This is a genomic window from uncultured Roseibium sp. (assembly GCF_947499295.1).
Lineage (GTDB): Bacteria > Pseudomonadota > Alphaproteobacteria > Rhizobiales > Stappiaceae > Roseibium.
Window position 1 is genome coordinate 119,357 of the sequence record NZ_CANMNP010000010.1, and the last position, 14,066, is coordinate 133,422.

General features: G+C 52.2%; 10 protein-coding genes. 5 read left to right on the forward strand and 5 right to left on the reverse strand.

The window, feature by feature from the left end; genetic code table 11:
- Positions 1-29 precede the first annotated feature (29 nt).
- The 3 genes from Q0835_RS16595 (at position 30) to Q0835_RS16605 (ending at position 1,983) form a co-directional block, all read left to right on the forward strand.
- The gene (locus Q0835_RS16595; protein WP_298822562.1) at positions 30-269 is read left to right on the forward strand and encodes a hypothetical protein; all 240 of its coding nucleotides are present in this window, start codon (positions 30-32) and stop codon (positions 267-269) included.
- Entirely contained in the window at positions 266-1,237 is a 972-nt protein-coding gene (locus tag Q0835_RS16600) for a D-2-hydroxyacid dehydrogenase family protein (RefSeq protein WP_298963080.1), read from the forward strand. The genes Q0835_RS16595 and Q0835_RS16600 overlap by 4 nt, the downstream gene beginning before the upstream one ends.
- Positions 1,238-1,443: 206 nt before the next feature.
- Entirely contained in the window at positions 1,444-1,983 is a 540-nt protein-coding gene (locus Q0835_RS16605; RefSeq protein ID WP_298963082.1) for an N-acetyltransferase, read from the forward strand.
- A gap of 158 nt (positions 1,984-2,141) precedes the next feature.
- On the opposite strand, the gene Q0835_RS16610 is transcribed toward Q0835_RS16605, so the two are convergent.
- Entirely contained in the window at positions 2,142-3,551 is a 1,410-nt protein-coding gene (locus Q0835_RS16610) for a nucleotide sugar dehydrogenase (RefSeq protein ID WP_298963084.1), read from the reverse strand.
- A 480-nt stretch (positions 3,552-4,031) separates the two neighbouring features.
- On the opposite strand from Q0835_RS16610, the gene Q0835_RS16615 reads away from it, so the two are divergent.
- Together Q0835_RS16615 and Q0835_RS16620 are read left to right on the forward strand one after the other, a co-directional pair.
- Entirely contained in the window at positions 4,032-4,871 is an 840-nt protein-coding gene (locus tag Q0835_RS16615; RefSeq protein ID WP_298963087.1) for a hypothetical protein, read from the forward strand.
- Between the two features lies 1 nt (position 4,872).
- On the forward strand, positions 4,873-5,445 hold the full coding sequence (locus Q0835_RS16620; protein ID WP_298822567.1) for an NUDIX hydrolase: 573 nt from the start codon (positions 4,873-4,875) through the stop codon (positions 5,443-5,445).
- 39 nt (positions 5,446-5,484) lie between these two features.
- On the opposite strand, the gene Q0835_RS16625 is transcribed toward Q0835_RS16620, so the two are convergent.
- The 4 genes from Q0835_RS16625 to Q0835_RS16640 form a co-directional block, all read right to left on the reverse strand.
- Complete coding sequence (locus Q0835_RS16625; RefSeq protein WP_298963089.1) at positions 5,485-6,975, reverse strand: sigma-54 dependent transcriptional regulator; 1,491 nt, start codon at positions 6,973-6,975, stop codon at positions 5,485-5,487.
- A 37-nt stretch (positions 6,976-7,012) separates the two neighbouring features.
- On the reverse strand, positions 7,013-10,510 hold the full coding sequence (locus tag Q0835_RS16630; RefSeq protein WP_298963090.1) for a PAS domain S-box protein: 3,498 nt from the start codon (positions 10,508-10,510) through the stop codon (positions 7,013-7,015).
- Between the two features lie 68 nt (positions 10,511-10,578).
- On the reverse strand, positions 10,579-12,543 hold the full coding sequence (locus tag Q0835_RS16635) for a hypothetical protein (RefSeq protein WP_298963092.1): 1,965 nt from the start codon (positions 12,541-12,543) through the stop codon (positions 10,579-10,581).
- 11 nt (positions 12,544-12,554) lie between these two features.
- On the reverse strand, positions 12,555-14,063 hold the full coding sequence (locus Q0835_RS16640) for an MBOAT family O-acyltransferase (RefSeq protein WP_298963094.1): 1,509 nt from the start codon (positions 14,061-14,063) through the stop codon (positions 12,555-12,557).
- Positions 14,064-14,066: the final 3 nt, after the last annotated feature.

Consider the following 14,066-nt stretch of genomic DNA (forward strand, 5'->3'; position numbering starts at 1 on the left):
TCATCGAGTTCCTCAAACGGGTGCACAGCATGAAGACCGAATATGATGCACATATCGAGGCCGCAACACTTGCACTTCAGATCGCGCGACAACAGATTACCGATGAAATCAAGAACTACCCAACGCCTGTTGCCGGTTGCGACCTTCAGTACAACGTTCTTTTGTCCAAACGGATGCAGGTGACAAGGGCGCTGCATGCCATGAGCTCCGAGGTGTTTGTTCCCACTCCAAGAACCCTTGTTGCAGGAGGCGGCGTGGAAAGTCGATGAAAGTACATATTCTTGATGACTGGTTTGACACACTGAGCAGCTTGCCCTGTTTTGACAAACTTGACGGCCATGACGTCACTGTCTGGACCGATCATGTTGAAAACGCCTCAATCCTCGCTGACCGTCTTCAAGAGGCTGACTGTCTAATGCTCTTCCGCGAGAGAACCAGGATTACCGAGGAGCTTCTAAACAAGCTCCCGAACTTGAAACTGATCTCCCAGCGAAGCGTTTACCCACATATCGATGTCTCCGCATGCACACAAAATGGCGTGCTTCTTTGCTCCAACATGCATTCAGACACCCCGTCTTATGCCGCGGCGGAACTGACGTTGGCCGTGATGCTTTCAAGCTTTCGCCAAATTCCGGAACAGGTTGCTTCCATACGCCGTGGAAACTGGCAAATGGGCGTTGGTCGAACCCTGCGCGGTCGCACGCTTGGGCTTTATGGGTATGGGCGTATAGCAAAGGCGGTCGCCACTTATGCGCAAGCCATTGGCATGAATGTTCAATGGTGGTCGTCCGAGAATGGCAGAGAGCGGGCTAGGACAGACGGTGTTCAACTCGCAGAAAGTCGGGAAATCTTTTTTTCAACGTCGGATATCGTTAGCCTGCATGTCAGGCTGAAACCTGAAACACGCGGGATCATTACAGAGCAAGATCTGGCATCCATGAAACCGCGCTCGCTTCTGGTCAACACGTCCAGATCAGGCCTTATTGCACCGGGCAATCTGGAAACCGAGATTGCCAAAGGCCGCATCTTTGCGGCAGTTGACGTCTTTGACAGTGAACCGCTGACGGATATCGACAATCCGCTTTTGACCTCACCAAACGTATTGCCAACGCCACATATAGGCTACGTCACCGAAGATGAATTCGACCTTCAGTTTTCTGATATTTTCGATCAGATCGTCGCATATGCGGAAAACAAGCCCATTCACATGATCAACCCGGAAGTTTGGATATCCTGATGGTGTAAACGAGACTTCATTGGCCTCGAATTCCAATTCACAAGCTTCGATATTGGTCTCTTGCTGGATACCTGGCTTAGGATATCCCGTCCTGATTGCGGCACCCGAGGACTTTAGGCAAAATTCAAATCTACGGACTCGACTGATATATATTTTGAACCGGTTCGATTGCAGCAACTTGGTATGACCTGAGCAGAGGGCTTCCAGTGGAGTTTTTAATAAACGCGCGTGGCCGCGAAAGCGACATTTGCAATCTCTTCGGCAACGTTTTTGCAGAAGCAGAAGGGGCTGAAGAAGGCGAACTGATCGGGCAACTGTCGCGTGATCTCATGCAGGAAACTGCCTCGGATGACCTCCATACGTTCTATGCCGTTCACAAAGAAGAAGTCGTCGCTGCTATCATGTTCTCCCGGATGGTCTTCGACCAGGATGAGCGCCATGTATTCGTGCTAGGGCCTGTCGCGGTTGCGACCGCACACCAAGGTGAGGGGATTGGTCAAAGTCTCATAAGCTTTGGTCTAGAAACGCTCGCACAAGCCGGTGTTGAGGTTGCTTTGACCTACGGTGATCCGAAATTCTATTCTCGGGTCGGCTTCGAACCGATTACCGAAGAAGATGTGGCTGCGCCATTCAAGCTGCAATATCCATTCGGTTGGCTTGGGCAATCCCTGACGGAAACACCTCTGACGTCCATCAAGGGATCTTCTCGGTGCGTTTCAGCGATTGGAAAGCCGATCTATTGGTGAATCCCGGTCATTGAAGAGCGGTCCTGGCCAATTGGACCTCGTGAAACCGCAAGCCGATGTGATGACAGCTTTGCCAGGCGCTTGGCCTGGCAAAGAGTATCCGCTCCCTTTCTTAAGTGGGCGATGGGGCGAAAGGGAGCGGATGGGAGTGTGCGGTCCTACCAACCAATTCCCGTGTAATTGGAAGAGGCAGGGAGCGGAGCTGAAATGCGGACAAGGTCCACAATCACCGCGTCTTCTTTTTTGGACTCCAGCACACTCCGAAGACCTGGAATTTTTTGCGATACGATGATCGCATCAGCTTGTTCGACTGCTTCTGCGGCAGCCTCTTTCAAAAATTTCGGCAGGTCTTCAACGACGTCCTTAAGGTGAGGAGCTGCATATTGCATGTAGTCGAATTGCTGCTTGATATGCGCTCCCGGCTGAATTGCAGGATCAAAAGCAGTGACTTCGACGCCTCTGTTCTTGAGTTTCGCAATTACCTCAAGTGCCGGGCTTTCCCTTAGGTCGTCAGTGCCCGGCTTGAAAGCAACGCCCAGGATCGCAACCTTTTTCGCACCGCTTCGTTCAACAAGATCCACCGCTTCGTCGATTTGTTTCTGGTTGGAGGGCATCAACGCATCAATCATTGGCAGGTCCACACCAAGTTTGTTGGCCAGGTGACTGACTGCCCGAACCTCTTTGGGAAGGCAGGAACCGCCAAAAGCAAATCCCGGCTTCAGGTAGTAAGGAGAAAGGTTTAGCTTCGTATCCTGAACGAAAATGTCCATGACGGCGTGACTGTCGATGCCCATTGGTTTGCAAAGCCGGCCAACTTCGTTTGCGAAACACACTTTTGCAGCATGCCAGACGTTGTCGACGTATTTCACCAGCTCGGCGACTTCAACGGTTGTCACAATAGGGGACGTGTCGACCGGCTCGTAGATCTTCGACAGAACCGCTGCGGTCTTGGTATCCGTAACCCCAATCACAGTTTTGGGCGGCTCATGAAAGTCTGCGACTGCCGTGCCTTCCCGCAAGAACTCCGGATTGAATCCTATTCCAAAGTCAATGCCGGCAACCTTGCCCGAATGCCGCTCGATGATCGGCTTCATGATGTCCAGTGTGGTGCCAGGTGGAACCGAACATCGAAGAACCACCACATGAAACGCGGTTTTGTCAGCGAGTGCTTCACCAATCCCTTTTGCAACTGCCTCGATCGCTCGCGTATCGCAGCCACCGTCCTTGCTGGTCGGCGTGCCAACGGACACGAAGGTTACATCCGTTTCACGAACAGCTCTTTGAAGGTTGGTCGTTGCAGACAGGAGGTCTTCAGAAACACCGCGCGTCAAGAGTTCGGAGAGGCGGTCTTCATGAATTGGGCTATTGCCCCAGGCTATTGAGTCGACTTTCTTCTGGTCGATATCGGCACCAACAACACGGTGTCCGAGAGAGCTGAGACAGGCGAGGGAAACCGCACCGACATAACCAAGCCCAATCACACTGATCGAAGCTTTTGGCTCTGCAATGCTGAAAGGGAGGGTGTCGATTTTCTGAGCTGTGTTGAGGTTGCCGATATACATGTTCATCTGTTTTCTCCTGGAAACATCGTTCTGGGATACAGAGAACAAGGACCGTGCCAATTCGAGTGAATCCTATTTTCATTCTTAAAAACAGATAGTTATATTTTTTCAAGATGATTGAATAGATGTTGGCACTTCCGAAAATCAAAAAATACGAATTCGATTTTGCGCAAATTGAAAACTTTTAAGGGCAGCCGAGTTCAGACGTCAGTACCGATCGATAAATAGGTCTTGTTCCACAGCCGCCATACACACGCGTATTTATAAAGAGCACCGCAAATGCATGCAGGCCGTTCGTGCTTTGCAAATTCAGATGACGCAATTGCCGTTTCGCAAAGTCAAAAATCATACGACCACAATAAACAAAAGCCAAAAACAGCTTAAATAATTGTTTTAATTTAGCTTTTTAGAATTTTTTTTCCAATCAAATAACTGGCCAAGTCCTTGCAACTGCTTCAACAAACCCTTTCTAGAGGAGAAGCAAACATGTTTCCGAAACCAGTATTCGCTCCAGTCGGCCGTGTGTCCGGACCGGTCACAGGCACCGCAAACCGACTGAATGATGTCTTTCTTTTGGATTTGGACGCGCTGGTAAGAAACGATCAAGCGCACTTAGAGTACGGCCTGGCAAACTATCTCGATGATTTCGCAAAGTTGCGTCCTTGTTATCTGCTGAGCCGATCCAGCTACAACGATGTTTTGCTGCGCTTACCTGAAAGGCTTATCAGGTCATTGACCGGCGTCTTTGCCAACTCCGGCGCGGAACTCTGGTCTCAAAACGAAGTCATGATCAGGCATGAGCATGACTTTTCCGACGATCTCTTCGAATTCGTTGCGAAAGTTGTGCAGCAAAGCAATTATCCAGCCAAGAGAACGCCAACAATAGAATGCGGTCCGGCATCACTCCGTATTTGCCTTGCGGGCACCAACAGCACTGCCAGGCAAATCGAGAATTACAGGATCTGGGAAAGCGAGCGCGGTGAACTGACGGTCATTTTGGACGAGTTCAGTGCCCGTTTCCCGAACTATGAAGTCTATAGGGATACAGACCACAGCCTATTGATCATGCCGGGCTCATTCAACAGCTCGATCGTTCGCAATCATCTCATCAAGCGGCACAAATCAGCGCGCCTGATTGCTTATCTCAAGCATCGCTCCGTCAGCAGCTTTGCCCGGCCATTGCACAGCTCATTTTCCGGTGCAGACATCAGCACGGTCGTTGGTGGTCCCTGCGACGTCAGTCAGCTTTTGAGCTACGAAAAACGCTGTATGTCCGGACACGAATACCTCTGCAAGCTACCGACTTCCATTCTCGAGGAGGCCTGAGATGCGTGCCTTGCAGCCCAAAACCCGCGGCATGACCGGTTGGTCTATACTGGACAGCCGAAAGGTCTTTGAAGCCGGCGACCGCCTTCGCGTGCTACGCCAGACGATCAGTCTGCCGGACAGCCGCATCGTAGACGACTACTATCAGATCGATCTGCCGTCGTTTGCCAGCATCTATGCTGTCACGGAACAAAATGAAGTACTCATCCTGAAGCAATACAAACACGGAGTGGGGGAGACATGTCTCACTTTGCCTGGCGGTCAAATTGATGCCTGTGAAGACCCTGAATTTTCGGCGCGACGGGAATTGCTTGAAGAGACCGGTTACGGTGGAGGAAAATGGGTTGCGGCGCCCACAATGGTGCTCCACGGCAATCAGAAGATCGCCAAATCGCATGTCTTCATAGCCAGTCACGTAATCAAATTGAGTGAGGCAAACTCGGGAGATCTGGAAACGTCGACATTGCTGACTGTTCCTCGCAAAGAAGTCAAACGGTCGATGCTGAGCGGAAAAACTCCAATCGCCTCACACGTCGCTGCAATCGGTCTGGCGGAAATGTATCTTGATGACTAGCAATCAACGGCTAAACGGGAACTGACAGTCAACCGACAGTCAGTTCTCCATTTCCTGGGAGACTGAACCTTCGCCATCATTTGCAAGGGACTGAGTTTCCTCATCTTCCTGAGTTGCCCATATTTCCTTCTTCCTGTAGAGCGTTGACGGACTGACCTCAAGAACTCGAGCCGTTTTCGGCAAACTACCGCCACAAGCATCAATTGTTGCTTCTATGAGCTGCCGCTCAAGAGTTTCGTAGGACTGCCCGAGCAAAAGCGTGATATTCGGCCAGTCGCCGGTTACGCCGTTTTCTGCAGTAAAGGACCGGTTTAGCAATTGTGGTGCCTGACGAGGAACGACGACAGTCTCACGAGCAGTATTGGGAACGCGGCCAGCCAACGTAGACAACATATCGGCTTCGACGATCGGTCCCTCGTTCAAAACAACGAGGTTGCGTATCGTGTTCTGCATTTCTCGAACATTCCCGGGCCAGGAATGACCCATGAGCATTTCTTCCGCTTCGACCGAAAATCCCTCGAATGCCTTCTGTTCTTCCTTGCCAAACTGCAGCAGGAAATGACGAGCGAGTTCCAATATGTCTGCGCCTCTTGCACGAAGCGGAGGCAGACCGATCGGCAACACGTGAAGCCGGTAGTAAAGATCTTCACGAAAGCGGCCTGCTTCGACCTCTTCCAATGGATCTCTGTTTGTTGCACAGACAATCCGCACATCAACCTTCTTCAGCGTGTCGCTACCGACTTTCTGCACCGTACCGCTCTGTAAGAACCGAAGAAGTTTCGCCTGGAGGTTCAGTTCCAGCTCGCAGATTTCATCCAGAAACAACGTTCCGCCATCAGCCCTTGCCGCGGCACCATCCCGGTCTGAGGTCGCGCCGGTGAACGCCCCTTTAACATGGCCGAAAATCTCGGACTCGATAAGATCCTTGGGAATTGCAGCGCAATTGAGAGGTACGAAAGGCCTTTTGGCACGTGGGCTGGACTTGTGGATGGCCTCGGCACAAACTTCCTTGCCAGTTCCGCTTTCACCGGTGATGAAAACAGATGCGTTTGAGCGGGCAACACTCTCGATCATCTTGTAGACAGCCGTCATGGGCAGGGATGAGCCGACAAACCCGTGATTGGTTTTCTGGGTCGTTGGCTTCCGGACTTCTTCGACGACTTCGGTTAGCGTTTCACGCTCAAGCGCATTGCGTGTCGTCGTTACCAATCTTTCTTCGGCGACGGGTTTGACCAAAAAGTCGTAGGCTCCAGCCTGCATCGCCTCGACAGCCGTCTTGATCGAGCCTGAACTGGTCACGACAACCACTGTGACGGGCAATTGTTCGTCACCAATCATAGTCAGGACATCATGTCCGTTCATGTCCGGTAACTGCAGATCCAGAAGGACAACGCTGATACCGCCCTTGCGCAATCGGTCTATGGCATCCCGACCGGTTTCGACATGTAGCGTGTCAATACCTGCTCGAGACAGTTGATGGCCATAGACAGTGGCCAACGGGAGTGCATCTTCTACGATCAGAACTTTCAACTCACACTCCTCCGGGCGAACGGGACACAAATAGCTTTCAAATGGATAAAGTGATGCCCATTTCGTCAGCTAAAGCTTTCACTTCCCCTAACGTTCTGTCACATGTTTCTTCCAGTTCATCCAACCTGGACATGGCAGCTGATGACTTGTTGTCTCGTACGAGGGTGTTGATTGCCGCTGCAATGTTTGTCAGATCGCCTGCACCAAAGGTTCCAGCAACACTCTTGAGCGCGTGGGTCGCGCGTTCAAGTTTCTCCAAATCATCATTCTCGACAGCCAGTTTCGCAGCTTCACGTCGCTTGGAAGTATCCTCTATGAATTGGGTGAGAAGCTTCTTTTGCAGTTCTTCAGGCATGGTGCTCAGAATTTCACGGGCAGCCGACAGACTGCTTTCATCGTTGCCTTGAATATCATCAGCTCCCTGATCTCCACGCGGACCGACATTTGATGAAATGCAGGCGAGCAAGTCTTCTTTCTCGACGGGCTTGGCCAGAAAGTCCGTCATCCCGGCCGCTATGAACCGCTCGCGATCACCCCTGAGAGAATAAGCGGTCAAGGCAACGATGGGGGTGTTGGCGTTTCGGCGCCCGCTCTTGATCAGTTTGCTTGCTTCCAGACCATCCATTTCGGGCATCGAGATATCCATCAAGATGCAGTCATAGTCCCGTTTTTGTGCGGCTTGCACGGCTTCCTTGCCGTTGTTGGCAATGTCTATGTCGCACCCTGCATTTTCCAGCGTGTGACTGACAACAATCTGATTTGTCGCATTGTCTTCTGCCAGCAGTATGACCAGCCCCTCGGGAAAGTCTGTTTCTGGATTTTCATAAGAAGTCTCGTCAATGGCCGTCTGATCATCAGCAAGTTCTATTGGAATAGCGAAGTGGAAAGTGCTGCCGGCCCCCGGCAGACTTTCTAACGTCAATTCACCGCCCATCAACTGGGTAATCTGATTGCAGATCGCCAACCCTAGGCCCGTGCCACCCTGTTTTTTGGTATAGCTGCTGTCGACGGTGACAAATTCGGCAAAGAGGCTTTCGTGCTTGTCTTTCGGAATTCCGATGCCTGTGTCTTTGACAGAAAAGCGGAAAGTCGGGCGACGCACATCGTCTGAAGCAATTTCGACAGTCACCTCAACTGAACCTATTTCGGTAAACTTGATCGCATTCGAGACGAGGTTCAAAACAACCTGCCGAAGGCGGCCAGCGTCGCCAACCACAAGAACCGGCACATCTTCTGGATAGTTCAGGAACAGTCCCAATCCCTTGTCCTGAGCAATCGGTTTGAAAAGATCCATAACGCTCTTGACCAAAGTGTTCAGGCGGAAGGGGGCATGCTCCAGCTCCATGCGTCCGGCTTCAAGCTTGGAGAAGTCGAGAATATCGTTGATGAGCTCCAGCAGTGAGCGCCCAGATTCTCTTGCGGTTTTGACATAGGTTTTCTGCGACGGATCAAGATCGGTATCCCGCAACAAGCTCAAAATACCCAGCACTCCGTTCATGGGTGTGCGAATCTCGTGGCTCATCATGGCCAGGAACTTCGCTTTTGCCTCATTCGCAGCCTCGGCCTTTTCCTTGGCGTCCCTCAAAGCGGCATCGGCAGCCTTTCGTTCGGTGATGTCGCGCACATATCCCAGGAACAACGGCCCTTCGGCTCCCTTGGTATTGCGTATAGCCAGTTCCACGATGATTTCGTGACCCTCTTTGTGAAGCCCTTCAATTTCGATTCTTTTGCCGAGAACCGGGCCTTCTCCTGTCTCCAAAAAACGTTCCAGTCCGGAATCATGCATCTGTCTGTATTTTTCTGGAATGATGTAGTCGGACATCTTTTGACCAATGATGTCATTGGCCGACCAACCGAAAACGTCCTCGGCTGCCGGACTGAAATCCAGGACAATGCCTTCGCCGTTCATGACGATCACGCCATCGAAGGAAGCATCCACGACGTTGCGCAGAAGGTCCTGACTGCGCCTTAGTTCTTCTTCGCGTTTTTTGAGTTCTGTTATGTCGACACGAAATCCGACAAGACCACCTTCGCTGGTACGCGATTCAATCACGCGAAGCCATCGTCCATCATCCAGATGCTGCTCCATGGGCGCGCCAGGGTTACGATGACGTTCCATGCGCAAGGCAACCCATTCCTCTAGCACATGGTCGGACACTTGATATTGACCGCGCTTCGCGCCGCCTCGGATAATGTCTTCGAACTTTTTGCCTGGCTCGATCAGATCCGCGCTTCTGTTGTAGAATTCCTTGTATTTGCTGTTGCACAAAACAAGGAGATCATCGGCATCATAGAGAACGAAGCCATCTGGAAGAGACTCGATTGCATCGACGAGCCGGGTTTCAGCCTGCTTCAGCTTCTCGGCTGCTGCCTTTTGAGCCGTCAGGTCTCTGAGGATTGCCGTGTAGATGTTCGCAGAACCGGATCTGGACTTGGTGAGAGACAACTCTACCGGCGTTTCTCGCCCGTCCATGCGTTTGCCAATTGATTCAAAACGCATTCCGGCTGCAGCAATCTCAAGGGGCTGTGTGCCCTTGTTGCAGCATTCAAATGGAAGGTCGGAGTTTTCGGTGTCGGGTAGAAGATCGCAGATTTTCAGGTCGACAAGTTCCGCAGGTTGCTTTGCTCCGAACATGTCACAGGCCGCCGGGTTTACACTCAGGATCTTGCCATCGGTCCCGATAGAAAGAACGCCTTCCAGCATGGTCTCAAGAATTGCACTGACCTGTGCTTCACCGGCCTCTGCACGACGGGTAGCCGCAACGAGGGCTTCGTTTTTCTCCCTTTCTGCGGTCGCCATGTCCGAAAGACGCTTGGTTGCCCGCTGTCGTTGATTTGAGAGCACAAGTGTCAACGCGACGGCGGCAACAAATGCAACTGCAAGCATGAACATCAAATTGTTGATGGACGTGAAACCTGTTCCAAAAAGAGCACTCGCCGGTATGACGACTTCCTGTAATCCTCGAATGTCACCAATTTCCCAGTCCTGTTTGGGCGATTGAGGATGTGTGTTGTGACAGGCAACGCAGCTTCCTTCCATGCGCACTGCCGTGGCACTCCGGAAAACTGCGCCGAAGTCCCTCTGTTCGAGCCGTTGAAAGGGTTGATCCGGATTTTCCTGCAGCGCCTTCAGCGCTTCTCTTTCAAAATCATCCAATTGACGTTCAGTGCGCCAGGGCCACGGATATTCGGAGAGCATCCTTATTGTGCTTTCCGACCCCTGGCGGCTGAGCTCCTCTTCAAGGGCCAGTGTCATGGACACCGGGGCAGGTATCGTCAGTTCCTTGTCGTGATACTCATGACTGACGCTGACGTCAGATGAATAGAGTTTGTCGATGACTTCCCGGGAATAAAACGACCGGGTTGCGGTCAGAAGATCAGACTGTGCTTTTGCCGCCGCTGACAGGTCCGCTGTTCGCGTCTTTTGCCCGAAATCAACCGCAAGCACGTAAGCCGCGATGGCAGAGGCGGAGATGAAGATCAGAACCAGCCAGAATGTTGCATCTTGGCTCATCTGTTTAATCCAGGTGCGCATGGTTTTCGTCCTTCGCTCCGCCGTCTTCGAGCCCGCAACCTTGGGAGGGCTCTGGGGATCATGCCTGCTCATGGTTTATAAAAATTCGATTTTTTGAAAAATTCCCCAGGCGTGATTGCACTTTCACTCCGTGCCTCTGATTGTCGAAGTTGAAAGAAGGGATTCTCGGTCAGATAAGACTGCCAACTCTCATAGGTAAGTTGCCGTTCCCGCCGGCAAATATCGGCACAAACGAAGATGTCCACTGTCAGGTGAAACGGCTCATCAGGGTCGAAAAGCGCCACATAAGCGTAGAGAGCGTCGGCGGAGCGCGCGCCAGGCACCGGGCCCTTCATCGCTGCCTTGAAACGGTCGGTTGCAAAGTTCGCCCAACCACCGGATGGAAACCATCGACCGGAGCGCGGGCCTTTGCCGTCAAGGTCGCGAGGCGTGTCCGTGCCGAATGACAGCAGATAATCAAGACGATCTCCGACCGAGCCTTTACCGTCTATCAGATCTTGATCCACAAGCCGGCCAAGGCTCAGCAGACTAATGCCGGCATGGCCGGTGTCTTCAAACCGTTGTTTTCGAAATTGCTCATCATCCAAGCCCTTTTCCCGGTAATAGGCATCAGGCCAATATCGCCATAACGCCCCGTTCGAGGTGGATTTCCAGGAATTCAGGTACAGCATCGCGATCTCGTGGGCGCGCAATTGCAGGGCATCATCGTTGATACGGTCCAGAACCTCGGCAAAGGCAATTTGCCAATTCCAGGGTGCGACGGAACCTGCAAAACGGAACCCGTCATTCTCGTCGATCCTGTAAAGGCCGGTTTCTGCGTCCAATTGAGGTTCGAAGTGTTTTACGAGGCACATGGAAGCTGCGGTTATCCGGTAAGCAAGATGTGTTGGACAGGCAGACCCAAGGAGGTCGCAGCTGGCAGAAAGAGCATTTGAAATCATGGCCTGATTGATCATAAGACTGAGCCGTTTACCCGGCTCTGAGCCATAAATCGTTGAACTCCAGCCGCAAGAAGGATTGTTGGATCCTGCGCGCCCGGTCTTGCCGTCGCTTGCTGAAAGGCTCAAGCGGATCGACTTGCGAGCCAAGTCGGAAAAAACAGATGCACCTGTCTTGGCATAAAGGGTCGCCAACGCTCTCAGCCGATAACTTTGATTCCAGCTTTGCAGTCCTTCCGCATCAGACGAACACGCTCTCACTTCGCCTGTTTGCGAAAGCAGGAGGCCATTCAGAGCAAAGTGAAAGTATTTGGCAGCAGATGTACCATCTACGACAGCGACAGTTTCCCCCTCGCTCAGCTTGAATTCCTTGGGTATCGTTACAAAGTCCGCATCGGGATCGGAAATTACTGGCAATCCAATCTCGCCTGATTGCAGCGAAATACGGTAGATGCCTTTGCGATCGTCACCATCACAGTCAAGCCAGGACCAAAGAATATTGTCCTTGAGACGCAATCGACCGGGCTTGCAACTCCCGAAGTCCACAAGCTCTTCCCGGTCGGTCGTAATGTCACCGTTTGAGTTCCGGCGATATCGGAAAAGTTTCGTCGCCTGGTCTGTCCGCTCTTCAAGAACAGCCACATCTCCGGTCCGGACCTGGAGCAACTTGACTGCAGAGCCACGTTTCCAGGACAGCACAACCTGACCGTCTTGCAGCAACTCCGTCTGCTTATCACCGGTTTTCCATTTGCGAAGTGCAAACAGAGAGCCGCCTCTTGAAAGCTTGAGGCTGCCCAGTCGGGCCTCGCCAGCAATGGTGCTGATCCATGTGACGGGGATCTTGTTCAACGTGACTGCCGGCGCATCATCACCAGGCATTTTCTCAACAACCAGTTGATGGTGACCTGCTTGTGACACTTGTTCAAGACACTGGCCGGAGACGCCTTTTCTCGACACCTCTCCAGACTTCAGGTCAACGCTTATCCCTTGAGCGGGGAGGACGAGCTTGTCGGCTGCTGAACCCTTATAAGGTTCTGCTGCCCAGGAAGGACAACAGAACATCAGGATCAATGGAAACAATAAGCAAATTCGCATGTCTTGCTCCATCAGAAGTTGAAGTAGATGAATTCGGTCATTTCAGCCAAACGATAGGTCTGGATGAGAGCAACACCGAACAGAATGGAGACAGCAGCAGCCCACCGGGCGTTTGGTTGCCAGCGCACCGGAAAAAACCCTTCGCTGCGTCGCTGAGCGGCAAACTTCTTGAGGCCGAGAATAGGGTTGTACTTTTCCGTGAATTCGATGGAATTCGGGAGCAGAAACACTATCGCTGCGAGACAGATCAGACCGGCCCAAATCGGTGCGGTTCCTGTTACCAGACCTTCCCACAGCTTGGGTTCGTAGACCGTCGACAACCCGGTCATGCCGTGAAGAATATTCGTGGCACCTGCAAAGCTTTCCGCACGGAAGAACACCCAGGCGACGACAACGGCCAGCAAGGTAAGCGCTCGGGAAAGAAAGAGACCGACCGGCCGAGGCAGCACATTCGGTACATAGCCCTTTTCTGACAGTGCAGACCAGCCGTGATTGATAGCAAGATAGGCTCCGTGAAGGCCGCCCCAGAAGACAAATGTCCAGCTGGCACCGTGCCACAGTCCGCCAAGCAGCATAGTGATCATGAGATTGGCATAACGACGCACCGGACCAGAACGGTTTCCGCCAAGTGGAATATAGAGGTAATCCCGCAGGAAATGGGAAAGCGTGATGTGCCAACGACGCCAGAAGTCGGAGATGCTGGTCGCCTTGTAAGGGGAGTTGAAATTCACCGGGAGACGAATCCCGAACATTCTGGCAAGGCCCAGTGCCATGTCGCAATATCCCGAAAAATCGAAATAGAGCTGGAACGTATAGGCCAGTGCACCGATCCAGGCCGCTTCGAAGGGCACACCGCCGGTTGTTTCCGCAAGGTTGAATACGCCATTGGCGTAGGGTGCAATGCCGTCTGCAAGAACAATCTTCTTGAACAATCCAATAGCGAACAGCGTGCCGCCAACCGCGAGGTTCAAGACCAGTTTGTTGCGGAAGACCGGCAGCCTGAACTGCGGGATCGTTTCTTTCTGCATGACGATCGGACCGGCGATCAGCTGCGGAAAGAAAACGACAAACAGCATGTAGCGTGGAAAGTCACATTCGGAGATTTCGCCCTTGTAGGTATCAACCAGAAAGGAAATCTGCTGGAAGGTGAAGAATGAAATCGCGAGCGGCAGCGCAAGATGCAACAGCGGAATATCCGCGCCGGACATCAAGTTCGCATTGCCGATAAAGAAGTCGGCATATTTGAAAACCGCGATGAGTGCCAGGTTGAAACAAATGCCGGCAACCAGGATGAACTTGTCGCGGATCTGCCTCAGGATGCGGTGAAATCCGTAGTTGATGACCACGGACCCCAAAAGGAGGGGCAGGTATATGGGTGTCCACCACGCATAAAACACGAGTGATGCGATGGTGAGCCACCATATGATGCCGTTTTCCCAACCCCAATGCCGCAGCAAAAGGTAGCCGACAAGAACCGGCGGCATGAACAGATACATGAATTCCAATGAACTGAAGACCATGAT

Bases quoted from the DNA above. Each gene is read 5' to 3' on its own strand.
- Q0835_RS16630 (WP_298963090.1), bottom strand. From the start codon at position 10,510: ATGCGCACCTGGATTAAACAGATGAGCCAAGATGCAACATTCTGGCTG.
- Q0835_RS16600 (WP_298963080.1), top strand. From the start codon at position 266: ATGAAAGTACATATTCTTGATGACTGGTTTGACACACTGAGCAGCTTG.
- Q0835_RS16640 (WP_298963094.1), bottom strand. From the start codon at position 14,063: ATGGTCTTCAGTTCATTGGAATTCATGTATCTGTTCATGCCGCCGGTT.
- Q0835_RS16635 (WP_298963092.1), bottom strand. From the start codon at position 12,543: ATGCGAATTTGCTTATTGTTTCCATTGATCCTGATGTTCTGTTGTCCT.
- Q0835_RS16620 (WP_298822567.1), top strand. From the start codon at position 4,873: ATGCGTGCCTTGCAGCCCAAAACCCGCGGCATGACCGGTTGGTCTATA.
- Q0835_RS16595 (WP_298822562.1), top strand. From the start codon at position 30: ATGAAGACCGAATATGATGCACATATCGAGGCCGCAACACTTGCACTT.
- Q0835_RS16610 (WP_298963084.1), bottom strand. From the start codon at position 3,551: ATGAACATGTATATCGGCAACCTCAACACAGCTCAGAAAATCGACACC.
- Q0835_RS16615 (WP_298963087.1), top strand. From the start codon at position 4,032: ATGTTTCCGAAACCAGTATTCGCTCCAGTCGGCCGTGTGTCCGGACCG.